At 71.4% G+C, this 17542-nt stretch carries 15 protein-coding genes; 6 read left to right on the forward strand and 9 right to left on the reverse strand.

All coding sequences use genetic code 11. The features are described from left to right. The gene (locus tag ACWCRJ_RS08210) at window positions 1-543 is read right to left on the reverse strand and encodes a DoxX family protein (RefSeq protein ID WP_401610393.1); all 543 of its coding nucleotides are present in this window, start codon (window positions 541-543) and stop codon (window positions 1-3) included. Between the two features lie 544 nt (window positions 544-1087). After that, window positions 1088-2338, reverse strand: coding sequence for a hypothetical protein (locus ACWCRJ_RS08215; protein ID WP_450938535.1), 1251 nt, complete (start codon window positions 2336-2338; stop codon window positions 1088-1090). Between the two features lie 111 nt (window positions 2339-2449). Here ACWCRJ_RS08215 and ACWCRJ_RS08220 point away from each other — a divergent pair, with 111 nt between their 5' ends. From ACWCRJ_RS08220 to ACWCRJ_RS08230, 3 genes are all read left to right on the forward strand, one after another. Beyond that, entirely contained in the window at window positions 2450-2701 is a 252-nt protein-coding gene (locus ACWCRJ_RS08220; RefSeq protein WP_450938536.1) for a hypothetical protein, read from the forward strand. Continuing rightward, window positions 2698-2835 (forward strand): hypothetical protein, encoded by a 138-nt coding sequence (locus ACWCRJ_RS08225; RefSeq protein ID WP_450938537.1) that lies wholly within the window; start codon window positions 2698-2700, stop codon window positions 2833-2835. The genes ACWCRJ_RS08220 and ACWCRJ_RS08225 overlap by 4 nt, the downstream gene beginning before the upstream one ends. A gap of 113 nt (window positions 2836-2948) precedes the next feature. After that, a complete protein-coding gene (locus ACWCRJ_RS08230; RefSeq protein ID WP_450938538.1) occupies window positions 2949-3842 on the forward strand; it encodes a DUF4429 domain-containing protein in 894 nt (297 codons plus the stop codon). A gap of 44 nt (window positions 3843-3886) precedes the next feature. Here the strand turns inward: ACWCRJ_RS08230 and ACWCRJ_RS08235 are convergent, their stop codons facing one another. Continuing rightward, entirely contained in the window at window positions 3887-4681 is a 795-nt protein-coding gene (locus tag ACWCRJ_RS08235) for a class II aldolase/adducin family protein (protein ID WP_450938539.1), read from the reverse strand. Window positions 4682-4914: 233 nt separating this feature from the next. Between ACWCRJ_RS08235 and ACWCRJ_RS08240 the strand changes: the two genes are divergently transcribed. After that, window positions 4915-5397, forward strand: coding sequence for a pyridoxamine 5'-phosphate oxidase family protein (locus ACWCRJ_RS08240; RefSeq protein WP_450938540.1), 483 nt, complete (start codon window positions 4915-4917; stop codon window positions 5395-5397). Window positions 5398-5414: 17 nt separating this feature from the next. On the opposite strand, the gene guaA is transcribed toward ACWCRJ_RS08240, so the two are convergent. Continuing rightward, a complete protein-coding gene (gene guaA / locus ACWCRJ_RS08245; protein WP_450938541.1) occupies window positions 5415-6995 on the reverse strand; it encodes a glutamine-hydrolyzing GMP synthase in 1581 nt (526 codons plus the stop codon). Between the two features lie 323 nt (window positions 6996-7318). On the opposite strand from guaA, the gene ACWCRJ_RS08250 reads away from it, so the two are divergent. Then, the gene (locus tag ACWCRJ_RS08250) at window positions 7319-7690 is read left to right on the forward strand and encodes a chorismate mutase (RefSeq protein WP_450938542.1); all 372 of its coding nucleotides are present in this window, start codon (window positions 7319-7321) and stop codon (window positions 7688-7690) included. A 551-nt stretch (window positions 7691-8241) separates the two neighbouring features. Here the strand turns inward: ACWCRJ_RS08250 and ACWCRJ_RS08255 are convergent. The 4 genes from ACWCRJ_RS08255 to ACWCRJ_RS08270 form a co-directional block, all read right to left on the reverse strand. Beyond that, a complete protein-coding gene (locus ACWCRJ_RS08255; protein ID WP_450938543.1) occupies window positions 8242-8985 on the reverse strand; it encodes a hypothetical protein in 744 nt (247 codons plus the stop codon). Between the two features lie 328 nt (window positions 8986-9313). After that, complete coding sequence (locus tag ACWCRJ_RS08260; RefSeq protein WP_450938544.1) at window positions 9314-11095, reverse strand: GMC family oxidoreductase N-terminal domain-containing protein; 1782 nt, start codon at window positions 11093-11095, stop codon at window positions 9314-9316. 106 nt (window positions 11096-11201) lie between these two features. Continuing rightward, entirely contained in the window at window positions 11202-12857 is a 1656-nt protein-coding gene (locus ACWCRJ_RS08265; protein WP_450938545.1) for a succinic semialdehyde dehydrogenase, read from the reverse strand. A gap of 213 nt (window positions 12858-13070) precedes the next feature. Then, complete coding sequence (locus ACWCRJ_RS08270) at window positions 13071-14462, reverse strand: diacylglycerol/lipid kinase family protein (RefSeq protein ID WP_450938546.1); 1392 nt, start codon at window positions 14460-14462, stop codon at window positions 13071-13073. 370 nt (window positions 14463-14832) lie between these two features. On the opposite strand from ACWCRJ_RS08270, the gene ACWCRJ_RS08275 reads away from it, so the two are divergent. Beyond that, a complete protein-coding gene (locus ACWCRJ_RS08275; RefSeq protein ID WP_450938547.1) occupies window positions 14833-15777 on the forward strand; it encodes an alpha/beta hydrolase in 945 nt (314 codons plus the stop codon). A gap of 4 nt (window positions 15778-15781) precedes the next feature. Here the strand turns inward: ACWCRJ_RS08275 and ACWCRJ_RS08280 are convergent, their stop codons facing one another. Beyond that, entirely contained in the window at window positions 15782-17509 is a 1728-nt protein-coding gene (locus ACWCRJ_RS08280; protein ID WP_450938548.1) for a serine/threonine-protein kinase, read from the reverse strand. Window positions 17510-17542: the final 33 nt, after the last annotated feature.

The raw sequence follows: 17542 nt of genomic DNA on the forward strand, positions 1-17542 counted from the left end.
TCAGTGGTAGGCGCCTGCGCGGTGCCTGCTGCCGGCGTGGCGGCGGGAGCGGATGGCCGCGTCCACGGAGAGGACCGGGGCGCCGGCGAGGATCAGGGGGATCCAGGCCATGAGGTAAGGGAGGTCGTTGCCGTAGTAGTACGGGGATGCCGACCAGCTGACTGTCAGCCAGAGGCTAAGGGAGATCAGGGCCCCGCCGAAGGCGGCGAGACGGGTGAAGAGGCCGAGGAGGGCGCCGATGCCGACGGCGAGTTCGCCGATGGCGATGGCGTAGCCGAAGCCGACGGGGTTCTTGAGGGCCATGTCGATCATCGCTGGGATGGCGGAGGAGTCCCTGGTGGCACTCATCATGTCGCCGATGGAGCCGGAGCCGGAGGCTGACATGAACGCACTGTCGGTGAGTTTGTCCAGGCCGGCGTAGATGAAGGTGATGGCGAGGAAGACGCGCAGGGGCAGCAGGGCGTAGCGGGAGGCTGTGTCCCGCCAGTCGGGGCCACCGTCGAGGTAGGGGGTGTGGGAGTCCGTGCGAATGCCGTGAGTCATGGTCTGCGCCGCCTCTTGTCCGCCGTGCCGTTGACCCCTCAACAGACGATACGTTCGGAGGGGTGGGGGTGCTCAATGGTTCGGGCGTGTTTTTCCGGCTCAGGGTGGCTTGTCGGGGTCGGGGTGCGGCCTCGTGGGACCGTTCCTCCGCCCTCGCCGTGCTTACCCGTCCCATCCCATCCCAAGGGGCTGCGCGCCCCCCTTGCACTCCGCCACGCTCACCTCACGGCGCCCGGCCCCGCCCCACGCATCGGCCCCGCTCGCGATACCGCCCCAGCCGAACGCAGCCACCCCAGCGATGTTCGACAAGGCCTGAAGGACCCCGCCGCAGGTCGTCGACCGGCCCATTCGCCAGGCCCTCACGCCACCGGCCCAGGCCAGCCCATCCGACAGACCCCACGCCACCGGTCCAGGCCGGCCAAGCCACCCCGCCGAAGCTGAGGTCACTCGAGTTACGCGACCCGGCACCCGGCATCGGGCTGCCCGGTACCCGGCTGTCCGGCGCCCGTCCCGTCGCCCCCTTTCCCTTCCTCTCGTCGGTCGCTCAGTCCGCTGAGACCTCGATCGTGTAGCGGTTGGTCTCTACGCCGGCGGCTGTGACGACCTGGACGTCGACCTTGCCGGGTTCGACGTCGGCCGGGACGGGGGCGGTGAGGACGGCGTCCGTGGGGTTGCTGAAGCCGCCGGTGACGGGGACTAGGGGGACGTGGACATGGACGGCGCCGATGCGGACGACCATGCGGGAGAGGTGGTCGGCGGTCTGTGCGCCGGGTGGGACGAAGCCGGCGCCGCGGATCTCGATGTCGTCGCCGTTGCGGATGGGGGCGTCCAGGTCGCCGGCCTCGCGGGCGCGGACGACGGACAGGACGACGGGACGGCCGCCCTCGGCGTATTTGCCCGCGACGTAGGTGGCGGCGGAGACCAGGACGAGGAGGGCCAGGCCCCAGGGGAGGTCCGGGAGTTGGTCGGGGCGGCGGGCGAGGCGCACCGCCGCGAAGGTGAGGGCGACGGTGCAGATGATCACGTACTGGATGTCCGTGAAACTGCCCCGACCGGAGTCGTCGGTGAGGAGGTCGGCGGCGCGGGGGCGATGGGCGCGGACCTTCTGGAGGCGTTGGGAGAGGACCCGGAGGCCGACGACGCGGCGGACCAGGACCGCGATACCGCAGACCACGGCCAGGACGGTCACGATGCCCGCGCCGCGGGTGAGGTCGAGGCCGGCAATGAGGGCGTCACGTTCCCGGTGTTCGGAGGCGGCGGCCAGGCGGCCGACGAGGACGAGGATCGCGAAGACGACGAAGAGCACCCAGGCGACCGCGATCGCACGGGAGGTGGAGAGACGGTTGTCCTCACCGATGACGGGGGCGAGGGCGCCGCCGCGGGCACGGTGCAGATATCCGGCGCCCGTCAGTGCCGCACCCACCAGGAGGGCGGCCAGCAGTCCGGCAGTGCGGGCGACCGTCCAGCCCGCGCCGATCGCGGTGAGGGACTGGACGAGGAGGAGGGTCACGACGGCGGCCCAGACGACGATCGCCGTGCGCAGCCACAGGCGGCCGAGCCAGGCCTCGCCCTCGACGCGGCCTCGTTCGGCGACGAGGGCCGCGGACTGGGTGAGTTCGTCCGAGACCCACTGGCGGGAGGCGGACACGGAGTGCGCGACGGCCGCCGGCAACCCTTGCCCGGACGCGAACTCCTCTCGCTTCATCAGGAACTCGGCGACCGCGCGCCGATGTCCCGCACGCGCCCCGTGCGGGCAGTCCCCGCACGTGCACCCGCCTTCATGGGCCGCGCCCATGCCCCCTCTCGCCTCCTGCACCGCCACGCCCGAGCCCGCCTTCCCGCACCGCGTCCGCCTGCGCGACCGCGTCCCTCGGCATTCGCCGCCGTTGTCATTGCCATCTTCTTCATGGCCATCCTCTTCATGGCCACCGTCGTCATGACCGCCGTCGTCATGACCGCCGTCGTCATGACCGCCGTCGTCATGACCGCCGTCAGTACCGTTGTTGTCGTCCACCGTCCGCGAAGTCAGTACCGATGCCGTTGTTGTTCCGATGCCGTTGTCGTTCCGTTGTCGTCGCCGTTTGCCGTCGCCTTCAACGACGCCGTAACAGTGCCGCGCTCGGCGCTTTCATGGACGACTCCGAGCGTGACTTCGTGAACGCGGACCTCGTGAACTTCGTGGACCTCGTGGACCTCGTGGACCTCGTGGACGACTTCACAGCCGTCGCCGGGCCTCGCATGTACGTCCGCCTGCTCCCACAGCCGTGCGGCCGTACAAATGCCCTGCGATGACAGCGAATTGTGCCGTACGGAACACGGACCGCGTCCGGCAGGTCCGCTCCGCGCAAGGGAGGGGCGGGGTGAAGTCCCGGTGCCCGTGTTGACCCGGCTGGGAGAATCTCACCATGGCCGAGATCATCCAGCGGGACGGGGCCTGGGCCTTCGACGGCAGCACGGTCCGGATCACGCCGGGCCTGCACCGTTCCGTGGCGCTGTTCCGGCAGACGTACGGGGAGATCGCGGTGCCGCTGGAGGCGGTGTCCGGTGTCGTCTACGAGCCCGAACGCAAGCGCGGGCGGCTCCGGTTGCGGCTTCGTGAGGGCAGTGATCCGCTGCTGCAGGCCACCGGGGGGCGGCTGCCGGAGGGGGCCGATCCGTACCGGCTGTCGGTGGACCTCGACCGCTCGGGGATCGCCGAGTACGTGGCCGAGGAGATACGGCAGTCCATGCTGCTGGAGCAGACACCGAAGGAGCCCGCCACGGTGTATCTCCTGCCCGGCCCGCCCGTGCCGGTGTCCGTGCGGTCCAGTGACGGCACGGTGTCGTTCGACGGTACGCGGGTGCGGATCGACTGGAACGACACCTCCGACCGGGTCAAGCGGGCGACCGGCCCGCGGATCATCGACGTCGGCGAGCTGGTGCAGGTCGAGTGGCTGCCCAACTCCGGTTACGAGGACGGGTTCCTGCGGTTCGTGACGCGTGAGACCGTCTTCTCCAAGCTGCCGCCGGAGCGGGACCCGTACGCCCTCGATCTGTGGGGCAGCACCCGGCGCGACCTCCTCACGGCACTCGTCGCCACGGCGGTCACGGCGCGGCTTCCCCATCCGTCCAGCCGCGGCGCCGCCGACCGCCCGGACGCCTCCCGGCCCACGCCGCCCGCCGTCGAGCCGCCACCCACCCCTGACCACCACGACGTCCTCCTGCGTCGCCTCCGCGAGCTGGGCGAACTCCACCGCCAGGGTGTCCTGACGGACGAGGAGTTCGCCACCACGAAGGCGGTCGTACTGCGCGACTTCTGACCCGCCCGGACGGGCCCGGAGACCAGGGCCCCGGGCCGGCCCCGTCAGCTCAGCAGATCCGGCTCGCTCCTGCTGATGTCCTGCCACAGCGGCTGATAGTTGATCCATGCCACCAGATCGCCGCCTGCCTGCTCCCGCGTCGCCGCGGCCAGCCGGTGTTCGATCAGCAGGGGCCGGCCCGCGGCCTTGGCGGTGAGCTGCACCTGGGCCGAGCGCTCCATCGACAGGAACCACCATGCCGCCGCGTCGACCGAGTCGCCGACCGTCAGCAGACCGTGGTTGCGCAGCACGAGCGCCTTGCGGCTGCCGAGCACCTCGGCGATGCGGCGGCCCTCCTCCGCGTCCACGGCGACGCCCGTGTAGTGGTCGTAGAGCGCCTGGTCCTCGTAGAACGCGCAGGACTCCTGGGTGATCGGGTCGAGCAGGTCGCCGAGCGCGGCCAGCGCGCGGCCGTGCACGGAGTGACAGTGCGCGACCGCGACGACGTCGGGGCGGGCGGCGTGCACCTGGGCGTGGACGGTGAAGGCGGCCTGGTTCACGTGATAGCGGCCCTCGATCACCTGTCCGTCCTGGTTGGCGAGGACCAGGTCACTCACCGTGACGTGCTTGAACGGCATCCCGAACGGATTGACCCAGAAACAGTCGCTGAACTCCGGGTCGCGCGCGGTGATGTGCCCCGAGACGCCTTCCTCGAACCCCATGCGCCCGAAGGTCCGCAGGGCCCCGGCCAGGCGTTCCTTGCGGTGTCGCCGCTCGTCCTCCGCCGACTCGTGCATCGGCGGCATCGCGAACCGGAGCTGGTCGGTGGGTAGGGGCAGGGGCGGTGTGGGCCCGTGCATGTGTCCTCCAGGGTGACTTCCTTTACGAATCGGAAGTTACCGTCGGTTCCCCTGGCAGAACAGGCCCGTCCCGTGAAGAGAGTGCGCAACCGTTACGCAAGTCACGGAAGCGCGCCACACCGCACTCGTTCGCTCGGGTCGAACCGCCGCCGTACGTCGCTCGGTATGTCGCTCGGTACGTCGCTCGGGGTAACCGGACGGTGGTTGTCGGGTATCCGCGCGAGACTCGACGTATGCCGGAGAATCTTTCGAACTGGGGCGGGTTCGTCGCCGCCGAACCCGAACTCGCACAGACCGTCGAGGCGCGCTTCGGCGCCTTCACCCATCACGTCCTCGCCACGCTCCGCCGGGACGGCTCCCCGCGGACGACCGGGCTGGAGGTCCGGTTCGTGAACGGGGAGCTGTGGCTGGGCATGATGCCCGACTCGCTCAAGGCGCTCGATCTGCGCCGCGACCCCCGTTTCTCGCTGCAGGCCAATCCGGGCCCGGGCACCGAGATGGGCGGCGGTGACGTGCGGCTGAGCGGGCGGGCGGTCGAGGTCGACGATCCCGCGGTCAAGGCGGCGTACGGCGAAGAGGTGGAACCGCCGGAGCCGTTCCACCTCTTCCGCACCGAGCTGACGGAGGTCGTGCGGACCTACATCGAGGACGACACGTACCTGGTCGTCCAGGTCTGGAAGCCCGGAGAGCCGGTGCGGACCCTCAAGCGGACCTGAGCCCGGTCAGAAAGGGCTCACTCCCACTCGATGGTGCCCGGGGGCTTGCTCGTCACGTCGAGGACGACCCGGTTGACGTCCGCGACCTCGTTGGTGATCCGGGTCGAGATCTTCGCGAGGACCTCGTACGGCAGCCGGGACCAGTCGGCCGTCATGGCGTCCTCGGAGGAGACCGGGCGCAGGACGATGGGGTGGCCGTAGGTGCGGCCGTCGCCCTGGACGCCGACGGACCGGACGTCCGCCAACAGCACCACCGGGCACTGCCAGATGTCGCGGTCGAGGCCGGCGGCCGTCAGCTCCTCGCGGGCGATGGCATCGGCCTCGCGGAGCAGGTCGAGCCGCTCCTTGGTGACCTCACCGACGATCCGGATGCCGAGGCCGGGGCCCGGGAACGGCTGGCGCTGGACGATCTCCTCCGGGAGCCCCAGCTCCTGGCCGACCATCCGGACCTCGTCCTTGAAGAGCTGGCGGAGCGGCTCGATCAGCTTGAATTCGAGGTCTTCCGGCAGCCCGCCCACGTTGTGGTGGGACTTGATGTTGGCCGTGCCGGTGCCGCCGCCGGACTCGACGACGTCCGGGTAGAGCGTGCCCTGGACGAGGAAGGCGACCTCGGGGCCCTCGTCGGCGATGATCTCCGCCTGCGCCTGCTCGAAGACGCGGATGAACTCGCGGCCGATGATCTTCCGCTTCTGCTCGGGGTCGGAGACCCCGGCGAGCGCCTTGAGGAACCGCTCCTCCGCGTCGACGACCTTCAGCTGGACGCCGGTCGCGGCGACGAAGTCCTTCTCGACCTGCTCGGTCTCGTTCTTGCGCATCAGACCGTGGTCGACGTAGACGCAGGTCAGCTGGGAGCCGATGGCCTTCTGGACGAGGGCCGCGGCGACCGCTGAGTCCACGCCGCCGGACAGGCCGCAGATCGCGCGCTTGTCGCCGACCAGCGCGCGGATGGCCTCGACCTGCTCCTCGATGACGTTGCCGGTGGTCCAGCTCGGGGTGATGCCCGCGCCCCGGTAGAGGAAGTGCTCCAGGACCTGCTGGCCGTGCGTGGAGTGCATGACCTCCGGGTGGTACTGGACGCCGTACAGCTTCTTCTCGTCGTTCTCGAAGGCGGCGACCGGGACGACGTCGGTGGAGGCGGTGACGGTGAAGCCCTCGGGGGCGGCGGAGCAGGCGTCGCCGTGGGACATCCAGACCGACTGCTCGTCGGGGGTGCCCTCGAAGAGGGTGCTGCCGGACTTGGCGACATGCAGGGGCGTACGGCCGTACTCACGCGCCCCCGTGTTGTCGACGGTGCCGCCGAGGGTGGTGGCCATCAGCTGGAAGCCGTAGCACATGCCGAAGACGGGGACACCGGCCTCGAAGAGCGCGCGGTCGAGGCGGGGGGCGCCCTCGGCGTAGACCGAGGAGGGGCCGCCGGAGAGGATGATCGCCGCCGGGTTCTTGGCGAGCATCTCCGCGACCGGCATGGTGCTCGGCACGATCTCGCTGTAGACCCGGGCCTCGCGGACCCGTCGGGCGATGAGCTGGGCGTACTGGGCGCCGAAGTCGACGACCAGGACGGTGTCGGGGACGGCGGCAGCGGGGTTCGCTGATGACACGGGGTGCCTTCCGGCGGTGGGGCGGGGGTCTGTGTGGTCGAGTCTACCGGGGTGCGCCCCGGCGGAGCGGGCCCACGGTGGGCTCCGCCCCGGACCTCCCGGCGCAGAACCGGGCCGGGACGGGCCGTGGCATACTGACGCCCATGCTCACGCACCCGACCTTCCTCTTTACCTATGGCATCCGGTCCGCCGGCTGCCATGGTCGTGTTGCTTGAGTCACTGACGAGCGACTTTCCCAGGCGCCCCGGACCGACAAGGTCCGGGGCGTCTGGCGTTTCCCGGTCCTGCCGCCCCGGGAGCCTCATCCGACCAGGAGCCTCCCCATGACCACCGCCGCCACGACCGCCGCCGCCACCGCCACCGCCATCACCGCCACCACCGCCGCCGCCATCACCGCCACGACCGCCGCTGCCACCTACGCCACCGACATCACCGGCGCCCACACCTCCGAGGCCGCCGATGTGATCACCGGTGCCCGTGAGCGCATCGACGCGCTGGACGACCGGATCATCGGCCTGGTCCAGGAACGGGTGGCGGTCTCCACCGTGATCCAGCAGGCCCGGATCGAGTCCGGCGGCCGCCGGGTGAGCCTCTCCCGCGAGATGGAGGTCCTGGGCCACTACAGGGACGCCCTCGGCAAGCCCGGCACCGCGCTCGCCATGACCCTGCTGGAGCTGTGCCGGGGTCGCGTCTGACCGGCGCACGTACGCCTGGCCTCTCACCCGTACGGCGCGTGACCGTCGTCCGCCGCGCTTCGTTGGTGTCGGTGTCCGTGCCAGCCAGGTCCGGGCCCGAAAGAACCACGCGTGGCTCCGCTGGAGCGATGAGGCGCACGGATCGTGCCGTGCGCCGTGGGACCTCGCTCCAGGGTGGTGACCGGACGGCAGGGGACAGCAGCCCGGTCACGCAAGAAAACGGCCGGCTCCGGGGACGCCCGGGGCCGACCGGCGGAAACCTGTCCGAGGGTGGCCGGAACGGTTACGGAGGCCGTCACCCCTGCCTCACGACACGGAACAGGACACCGCGGAAAGGACATCGCGGAACAGGACACCGTCGACCGCCCCTGGTCGACACCCGGCGCACGCCCCCGGTGCGCAGGGCGCAGACCCTCTCATCCACCATCCCGACACGCGGCGCGACCCCCCGTTGCCGCTTCGGGGCACCGGCGCCGCCCCGACGTCGGTGCTGACGCAGAAGGGCCCCGCGACTTCCGTCCCGCGGGGCCCTTCGTCACGCCGTGGTCCGCTCAGCCGGCGGCCTTCTCCAGCTTCGCGACCTGGGCGTCGATGATCGCGTCCGGCACCTCGGCCTTGTCCGCGTCGAGCATGTTCATCGAGTAGAACCCGATGAGCGTCGAACCGCTGCGCACCACCGTGAAGGACATCGGGATCTTGGCGCCCTCGATGTCGGCCTTCAGCTTGTACGCGACGGCCTCGTCGCCCTGCTTCGGGGCGGTGCGGGCCTCGACGTCGGTGTACTTGTTGCCGACGTGCTCGTACCCGTCGCAGTTCTCCGTCGCCTTGCGCAGATCGGCCATGACCTTCTCGGCGTCGCTCTCCTCGTGCGCGGCGAGGGCCAGGGAGATGACGCTCGCGGAGAGCTTGTCCTCGGAGGTGACGGTGCGTCCGGCGCGGGCCTTCGGCTGCGGGTCCGAGGTGAAGTTGAACATGTTCGCGAGCGGCTGGCAGGCGGCCGGGTTCGCGGGAACGGGTACGGCGGGCATGTCCTCCGCGGGCATGTCGGCGATCTTGTAGCCCTTCACGTCCCCCTTCGCGAGGGCCGCCTCCTTCAGTTGGGCCTCGGTCAGCGCGGCCTTCCCGGCCCCGTCCTGCCCGTCCTGCCCGTCCTGTCCGCCCTTCGCGTCCCCGGCGGCCGACGGCTTCGCCTCCGCGTCCTCGGCCTCGCCGCCGCCCCCGCCACACGCCGCGGTGAGCCCCAGCGCGGCCGCGACCGAGACGGCCACCACCGCCCGCGACACCTTCGACCTCATGTCCCCCACCTTCATGTCCCCCACCCTTACGGCTTTCTTCGCATGCCTCACAGAGGCCTCACAGGCCACATCAGATCATGCGGGCGACCTGGAGTCGCAAGCGGTTTCGGGTATCACTTCAGCCTCGACAACATGTGACTCAGGTCACATAAGAAATCTGTCATCGCGGGGGCAACCCTTCACACGACTCACCGGTCACACCTGGCACACGAGAGAAGGACCCGCGCTCGGAGGGGGGTGCGGGTCCTTCTCCGCTGTACCTCGCGCGCACGGCCATCGCGCCGCCGTCGCCCCACCGTCATCGCAGCCGCGGACGCCGCGGCCGGACCTACTTCTTCGGCGGAACGGCCGGCACCGGCAGCAGCGGCAGCCGCAGCGCGCCGAAGGCGTCCGCCGGGACCGCCGGGCGCAGGGGCTCCACGGGAACGAGGCGCTCGTAGGCCGCTCCCGGAGCCGGGCGGTGGTCGGCCTCGCCCTTGTTCGGCCAGTACGACATCGCGCGCTCGGCCTGGGCGGTGATGGTCAGCGAGGGGTTCACCCCCAGGTTCGCGGAGACGGCGGCGCCGTCGACGACGGAGATGCCGGGGTGGCCGTAGAGGCGGTGGTACGGGTCGATGACGCCGTCGGCCGGGGTGGCGCCGATGGGGCAGCCGCCGAGGAAGTGCGCGGTGAGCGGGGTGCCCATCAGCTCGCCCACGTTGCTGCCGGCGAAGCCGTTGATCTCGGCGGCGAGGGTGGCGGCGGCCGTCGAAGCGGCCTCGATCTGCTTGGGGTTGGGCGCGCCATGGCCCTGACGTGCGGTCAACAGCCCCTTGCCGAGGCCCTTCGGCTTCAGATGCGTCGACAGGGAGTTGTCCAGGGACTGCATCACCAGGCCGATGATGGTCCGCTCCGACCAGCGGCGGTTGGACAGCGAACGGGCCACCAGCAGCGGGTGCCTGACCGCGTTCGCCAGCCAGCCGAGCACGCGGGAGGCGTCCGACGCGGTGCCGCCCGCGTAGGGGACCTGGAGGATCGACAGGCCGCCCATCGCGTTGGACCCCTTGCCGTAGCGGACCGGCTCGATGTGGGTGTTCTCGTCGGGGTGGATGGAGGAGGTGATCGCCACACCTCGGGTGAAGTCGACCTCGGGGGCGCCGTGGGCCTTGCGATAGCGGCGCCGGTCGGTCTGGGCGCCGACCAGTGCCTCCGAGTTGGTGCGGGTCAGCATGCCCAACCGGTCGGAGATGTGCGGCAGTTGGCCGCCCGCCTTCATCCGGTGCAGCAGGGTCTGGGTGCCGTAGGTGCCGGCGGCGAGGACGACGCGGCGGGCCTTCAGCACGCGGGATTCACCCTTGCGGCGCGCGTCGGTCGGCAGGGTCGTGACGGCGTAGCCGCCCTGGGAGTCCTCGGTGACGGCGACGACCGTGGTCATCGGGTGGACGACCGCGCCCGCCTTCTCGGCGAGGTGGAGGTAGTTCTCGTTGAGGGTGTTCTTGGCGCCGTGACGGCAGCCGGTCATGCACTCGCCGCACTCGGTGCAGGCCCTGCGGGCCGGGCCCGCGCCGCCGAAGTAGGGGTCCGCCACCTGCTCGCCGGGGGCGGCCTTCGCGGTGCCGTCGGCGTCCTCGCCGTCGCCGAAGAAGACACCGACCGGGGCGAGGTGGAAGCTGTCGCCGACTCCCATCCGCTCGGCGGCGGCCTTCAGGTGCACGTCGGAGGGGGTCATCGTCGGGTTGAGCCGTACGCCGAGCATGCGCCGGGCCTGGTCGTAGTACGGCTTCAGCTCCCCCTGCCAGTCGGTGATGTCCTTCCACTGCGGGTCCTCGAAGAACGGTTTCGGCGGTTCGTAGAGGGTGTTGGCGTAGTTGAGGGAGCCGCCGCCCACGCCGGCCCCGGCCAGCACCATGACGTTGCCCAGCAGATGGATGCGCTGGAGGCCGTACATGCCGAGGGCGGGGGCCCAGAGGTAGTTCTTGAGGTCCCAGGAGTTCCTGGGGAGGGTTGCGCGGGTGAAGCGACGGCCCGCTTCCACGACGCCGACCTTGTAGCCCTTCTCGGTCAGGCGCAGGGCGGTGACCGAACCGCCGAAGCCCGATCCGACCACGATGACGTCATAGTCGTACGACACTTGTTCTCCTCGTCGAGAACGGTCCTCAGCTGCGGGCCGTATGTGGTTGCTCACGCTCACGCGGCGGAGCCGCACATCGATACGGCCCCGCGCCCTCACGGGGCGCTCACCTCAGGCGCAGCGCCTTCATCGCCTTCAGGCTGCGGCTCATGAACTGGGCGTACTTCTCGTCGTCCATGCCCAGGGACGGGGCCATGGGCAGCAGGCGCTGCTGGGCGACGGTCTGGGCCTCCGTGTACTTGAGGATGCCCTCGGAGCCGTGGCGGCGGCCGAGGCCGGAGTCCTTCATGCCGCCCATCGGGGACTGGACGCTGCCGTAGGCGGAGGCGTAGCCCTCGTTGACGTTGACCGTGCCGGCGCGCACGCGGGAGGCGACCTCGCGGCCGCGGCGGCCGTCCTTGGTCCAGACGGAGGCGTTGAGGCCGTACGCGGTGGAGTTGGCCTGCGCGACGGCCTCGTCCTCGTCCGTGAAGCGGTAGATCGAGACGACCGGGCCGAAGGTCTCCTCCGTGCACACGGACATGGGCTCGGTGACGCCGTCGAGGATCGTGGGCTCGTAGAAGTAGGGGCCGATGTCGGGGCGGGCGACGCCGCCCGCGACGACCTTCGCGCCCTTCTCCACGGCCTCGTCGACGTGGCGGGTGACGGTCTCCAGCTGGCGTTCGCCGACGAGGGAGCCCATCTCGGCGCCGTAGGCGAGGGACCTGCCGAGGCGCATGGCCCTGGTGCGGGCGGCGAAGCGCTCCAGGAAGGCGTCCGCGACGGACTCGTGGACGTACAACCGCTCGATGGAGATGCAGAGCTGGCCGGCGGAGGAGAAGCAGGCGCGGACGGCTCCCGCCGCGGCCTTCTCTATGTCGGCGTCGGCCAGGACCAGCATCGCGTTCTTGCCGCCGAGTTCGAGGGAGACGCCGACGAGGCGGGCGGCGGCGCCCTGGGCGACCTCGCGGCCGGTGCGGGTGGAGCCGGTGAAGGAGACATAGTCGGCGTGCCGCACGACCTCGGGGCCGATGACGGGGCCCTCGCCGAGGACGACCTGGAAGACGTCGGCGGGCAGTCCGGCCTCGATGAGCAGGTCGCGGGCCCACAGGGCGGTCAGGCAGGTCTCCGTGTCGGGCTTCATCACGACCGCGTTGCCCGCGACGAAGGCGGGGATCGCGTCACCGACCGACAGTTCGAGCGGGTAGTTCCAGGGGGCGATCTGGCCGATCACACCGCGCGGGTGGCGCAGCTCGGTGACCTTGGTGAGGGTGGGTACGGCGCCGGTGTGCCGCTTCGGCTTCAGGTAGAAGGGGGCCTTGCGGCCGTAGTGCCGGGCGGCGACCGCGACGGCCTGGACCTCCTCGTGGGCGTGCAGACGGGCCTTGCCGGTCTCCAGCTGGATGAGGTCGAGCACCTCGCCCTGGCGCTCCAGCACCAGGTCGTGGAAGCGGAGCAGGACGGCGGCGCGCTCGCGCACCGGCCGCTGGGCCCAGACGGCCTGGGCGGCGCGGGCCCGCTCGTAGGCCGTCGCCACGTCCTCGGGGGTGGACTCCGGCAGGTCGGCGAGCTTCTCACCGGTGAAGGGGGTGTGGTTGGCGGTCCGGCCGGAGCCGACCACGCCCTTGGTGAGCTGGGCGACCAGTTCGGGGGTGACCACGTCGGCGGCGGTACGGGCGCCTTGCGGGGCTGCCGCGAGGGGGTTGGTGCCTGTCGTCCGTGCCGTGCCGGTCGTTCCCGTGATGGTCGTGCCGGTCTTTTCGGGGGCCTGCGAGTCCGTCATGACGCGCAGGGTATTCCGGACCGGACGACTTTGGGTACCCGGCGGTAACAGGGTTTCACCGGGCCCACCCATCACGCCAGTGATCGCTGGCAACGAAGTCGCTGATCAGCGCGGCGGGCGATGCCGTACGGGGGCGGATGCGGCGTGGATCACCTTGTGCGAATCCGCGGGTCGCCCCCGGGTCACGGCGTGCACGTCCGCCACGCCGGACGCCTAACGCCACCGGTCCCACAACTGCTGCGCCCAGCCGTACCGTTCGCGGTGCTTGGGCAGGGCCGTGCGGCCGACCGCGGCGGCGAGCTTGCGCAGCCGGCGCCAGTCCAGGGGCGGCTTGGGCTCGGGGACGCCGGGCCGGTCGCGGGGCACGCGGACGCGCAGGGCCTTGGGCGAGACCCGGCAGTGGACGGGGGTGGGCAGGAGGAGGGCCTCGCCGTCGACACCGACCTCGATCTCGGCCCGGTCGGCCTCGACGACGATCTCGTCCGCGACGAGGAGGCTGAGCCCGGGGGCGTTCGGGCCGAGGACCATCCCGGCCGCCTCGGCGGCGCTGTCGACGCGCACTCCGACGACGCCCAGCACCCCGGCGTCCAGCCGCTCGCGGCGGCCGAGGCCGACGAGGTCGTCGCTGCGGTAGACGTTGTTGCTGACGAGGACGGCCTGCGGCGCGTCGATGACGGCGTCCCCGATACGGGCGGTGAGCCGCGGGCCCCGCTGGTGCGTGAGCAGTTCGGGCAGCAGCTCCAGGGTGGTGCGGACCTTGTCGTCGCGGTAGGCGGGGCTCTGCACGACGGCGGCGTACGCGCCGAAGGAGGCGTTGTTGACGAACGGATGGCCGCTGGCGTAGCCGAGGTCGACGTGGAGCTCGACACCCTTGTCGGTGAGCGCGTCGAGGCAGGCGGCGGGGTTGTCGCGGTCGAGGCCGAGGTCCATGGCGAAGTGGTTGCGGGTGCCGGCGGAGATGACGAGGAGGGGGACGTCGTACGCGGCCGCGATGGCGGCGACCTGGGCCTGGGTGCCGTCGCCGCCCGCGACACCGAGGAGGTCGGCGCCGTTCCTGACGGCGTCCCGGGCCAGTACGGCGACGTCCTCGTGGTGCGCGGGGTCGAGCAGATGGACCGTGGCGCCGAGCCGCTCGGCGCGCTCCTTCAGCCGGAAACGCTCGACCTTCCCGCCACCCGACCTGGGGTTCATGATGAGGAAGGGCCGGGTGGGGGCGGGGGTGCGGTGCTCGGGCACGTGCACCTGGTGGGACTTGGTGCTGCTGAGGGCGAACTTGCCGGACCAGACGGCCACGGCCCACAGCCCGGCGGAGGCGATCACGACCCACAGCAGGTTGACGACGGCGAACCACCAGATGACGCCGACCGGCGCGGCCACGGCCAGTACGCCCGCCGCGATCCGGACGGCCCCGCGGTGGATCAGCACCCACCACAGCGCGGCCACGGTGAGTCCGGCTCCCAGCACGACGCCCGCGGCGAGCAGCAGGCTCGCGCCGCGCGCGTAGCCGAGCGGCAGAAGTACGGCGAGCGCGGCGCAGCCGAGTGCGGCCCTGGCCGCCCAGCGCTGTCTCGCGTGAGCCCGCACGTCCAGGTGTTCGATGCCCACGCTCGCTAGCCCTTCGCGCCGATCATGCACTTGACACGGCATGTTAGGGGCAAGGGGCCGGACAAAGCGATGCCTCCTGGACACCGGCCGCGTCGTCCTCGGCCGTCCCGCGCGCACACGGAGGACGACTCCCTCGCAGCGAAAACCCACCATTGTTTTCGAGAGCGGGCATTTCGCCGCAACCCCCGTGCCCCGCTTGGCATTTGTTCGAGCTCGCCGCCTATAGTCCGGGTGCGCACGCGAGCAGGCCGTGTGGGCGCTCCCCCGGTGGACGCTTCGAGCCACGAGCGGACGCGGACGCCTCGATCGGATCCCGCGCCCGGGGACAACGGACGCCTGCCGTCGGGTCGTATGCGAAGGGCTGGTGGCCGTGCGTCGCCTCTGGGGTTGTCTGTTTCTTAGCGCCGCGGCGGTCGCGGCGCTCCTCGTCTCCGGCACGCGCGACAGCGCGGCGGCCGGCCGCGACGAGGCCACGTACTCCTACGGTTCGCACACCCGGCAGACCCTCGACGCCTACTGGAACGCCGCCGGCGAGGAACGGAACGGCACGCAGCCGGGCCTCGTGATCCTGCACGGCGGATACTGGCACGAGGACACCGGCTGGGCCACCTGGTCACGCACCTTCGCGGACGCCGGGTACGCCGTCTTCGCCGTCGACTACCGGCTGAACCACGACGCGCCCTGGCCGGCCCAGCGGACCGACGCCCTCTCCGCGCTCGACTGGATCCGCGACCACGCCGCCGACTTCGACCTCGACGTCAACCGGATGGTGCTCCTGGGCTCCTCCTCCGGGGGCCAGATCGCGACCAGCGTGGCGACGTACCGGTCCGGTGTGCACGGTCTCGACGGCGTGGTGGGACTGTCCCCCGTGGTCGCCCCGTACCGCGCCTGGCGGGACGGCAACGCCGCCACCGCGACGGACCGGCAGCGCAGGCTCCGCGACAACGCCGTCATTCTGGCGCGCTGCTCCCCGGAGGCGAAGCCGGTCACAGGCTCGGACACGCGAGCGCCGGCGAATGCCCCCGACACCGCGTCCACGCCCCCCGACTGCCGGGAGACCTGGAACGACATGGCGGCCAAGAGCCGGGCCTCCGGTGCCGACGACGCCCCCATGTACCTGGTCCACTCCAAGGGCGACGCCGCACCCGTCCAGCCCTCGCTCGACCTCGAAGCGGCCGAGGAGAGGGACCACAACATGCCCGCCAACGGGGTGACGGTGAAGTCGGTGGCCGGTTCGGCGCACGGCGCGGCGCTGCTGGACGATCCGAAGGTGGCCGAGCGGGTCATGGCCTGGATCGCCGAGAGGACGTACTGAGCGCCTACGTGTGCGTGAACTCCAGGTTCGAGAGGACCGTACGCGCGATCTCGCGTCCCTGCCCGGTGAAGTGCCCCTTGCCGGGATAGTCGATCCAGACCCGGTAGACGTCGCCGTTGCGCGCCTTGTAGTACAGAACCCGCGCCTCACGCAGGCGCGGGGCCCGGGTGTCCGTGGTCGTGTACACGATGGTGTTCTCGGCGGCGTCCCGGTCCTCGAACCGGGCCTCCTGCGGCCGCCCCTTCGGCGTCGGCGTGTCGGCGATGTCCAGGCTGTACTCGCCGTCCTTGACCACCTCCCAGTCGGCGTACGCCTTGTCCAGCGCGTTGCCCGGGATCTCGTTGTCCTTGTCGTCGTTCTCGACGTCCCGGTCGACGTTGATCCGGATCAGCCCGCTGGGGTCGCTGTACTGCGCGAAGGTGCCGTCCGTGGCGTCCGGCTCGAAGGTGTCCTTCACGAAGTCCCCGGGCACGCCCACGCTCGCGGCGACCTTCGCACCGAGGTCCCGCTGCTTCCAGCCGTCCGGCAGGGGCCCCGCGAAGGGGTCGGCGATCACCAGGTACGCCGTCACCGCCGCCGCGACGACCACCGCGCCCAGCCCGGCCAGGGTCCTGGCGCCGACCCGGATGCCCCGAAAGTCACCGGCCGGGGTCCCGGCGACCTGCGGAACGGCCCGGGTGGGCGCGGGCTCCGGCGGGTTCGCGGCCGCCTCCAGCAGCTCGCGGACGCGGGCGGCGGCCGGGCGGCGCGCCGGGTCCTTCTGCAGCAGGCCGTTGATGGCCTCGGCGAGCGGACCGGTGGCCGAGGCGGGCGCCGCCGGCGTGGCGTTGAGGACGGACTGCAGGGTCGCCGGGGTGTTGCTGCGCCGGAACGGCGACACGCCCTCGGTGGCGGCGTAGAGGACGACGCCGAGCGACCAGAGGTCCGAGGCGGGGCCGGGCCGCTGGCCCAGCACCCGTTCGGGAGCGATGTACTCGGGCGAGCCGACGATGCCCCCGGTGTCCGTCAGGTTCGTCTCGCCCTCGATCTGGGCGATGCCGAAGTCGGTGAGGACGACCCGGTCGTGGCGGCCTAGGAGGACGTTGTCCGGCTTGACGTCCCGGTGCAGGATGCCCGCCGCGTGCGCCGCCTCCAGCGCGCCGAGCACGTCGAGGCCGATTCTCGCCGCGTCCCGCACCCCGAGGGTGCCCTCCTGGAGCGCGTCGCCGAGCGAACGCCCCCGGACGAGTTCCATGACGATCCACGGCTGGCCGTCCACGACCGCCACGTCATGCACGTTCACGACCGACGGATGATCGAGCCGGGCCGCGGCACGGGCCTCCCGGCGCATCCGCTCGAAGGCGTTGGCCCGTTCACGCTCGGGAAGATGGTCCGGTACGCGAGGCTCCTTGACGGCGACCTCACGATCCACCGTCTCGTCCTTCGCCCGCCACACCGTGCCCATGCCGCCATGGCCGAGCTTGGCGAGCAGCCGGTAGCGCCCGGCGATCAGGCGTCCGGTGCCGGGGTCCTGCGGGGGCTGCGAGGGCTGCGAGGGCGGCGCGGACTGTACTGGTGGCCGCACCGGCGGCTGTACCGGTGACGGCGATGCCGGCTGTGCCACCACCCCCGTCGGCTGCGCATACGGGTTGCCCGGGTACGGCACGCTCGGCTGCGGCGGTTGCAGTCCGAAACTCGTCGGCTCGTCCGACCCGTAGCCGGATCCGTAAGGGGCGCCCCCGTTGCTGCTCATACGGTCATCTGTATCGCGGCGAGCGCGTCGGCA

Source organism: Streptomyces sp. NPDC002324, assembly GCF_053593335.1.

Coding starts and splice junctions, on each gene's coding strand:
- ACWCRJ_RS08210 (WP_401610393.1), bottom strand. CDS start 543: ATGACTCACGGCATTCGCACGGACTCCCACACCCCCTACCTCGACGGT.
- ACWCRJ_RS08215 (WP_450938535.1), bottom strand. CDS start 2,338: ATGGGCGCGGCCCATGAAGGCGGGTGCACGTGCGGGGACTGCCCGCAC.
- ACWCRJ_RS08220 (WP_450938536.1), top strand. CDS start 2,450: ATGGCCATCCTCTTCATGGCCACCGTCGTCATGACCGCCGTCGTCATG.
- ACWCRJ_RS08230 (WP_450938538.1), top strand. CDS start 2,949: ATGGCCGAGATCATCCAGCGGGACGGGGCCTGGGCCTTCGACGGCAGC.
- ACWCRJ_RS08235 (WP_450938539.1), bottom strand. CDS start 4,681: ATGCACGGGCCCACACCGCCCCTGCCCCTACCCACCGACCAGCTCCGG.
- ACWCRJ_RS08240 (WP_450938540.1), top strand. CDS start 4,915: ATGCCGGAGAATCTTTCGAACTGGGGCGGGTTCGTCGCCGCCGAACCC.
- ACWCRJ_RS08250 (WP_450938542.1), top strand. CDS start 7,319: ATGACCACCGCCGCCACGACCGCCGCCGCCACCGCCACCGCCATCACC.
- ACWCRJ_RS08255 (WP_450938543.1), bottom strand. CDS start 8,985: ATGAGGTCGAAGGTGTCGCGGGCGGTGGTGGCCGTCTCGGTCGCGGCC.
- ACWCRJ_RS08265 (WP_450938545.1), bottom strand. CDS start 12,857: ATGACGGACTCGCAGGCCCCCGAAAAGACCGGCACGACCATCACGGGA.
- ACWCRJ_RS08280 (WP_450938548.1), bottom strand. CDS start 17,509: ATGAGCAGCAACGGGGGCGCCCCTTACGGATCCGGCTACGGGTCGGAC.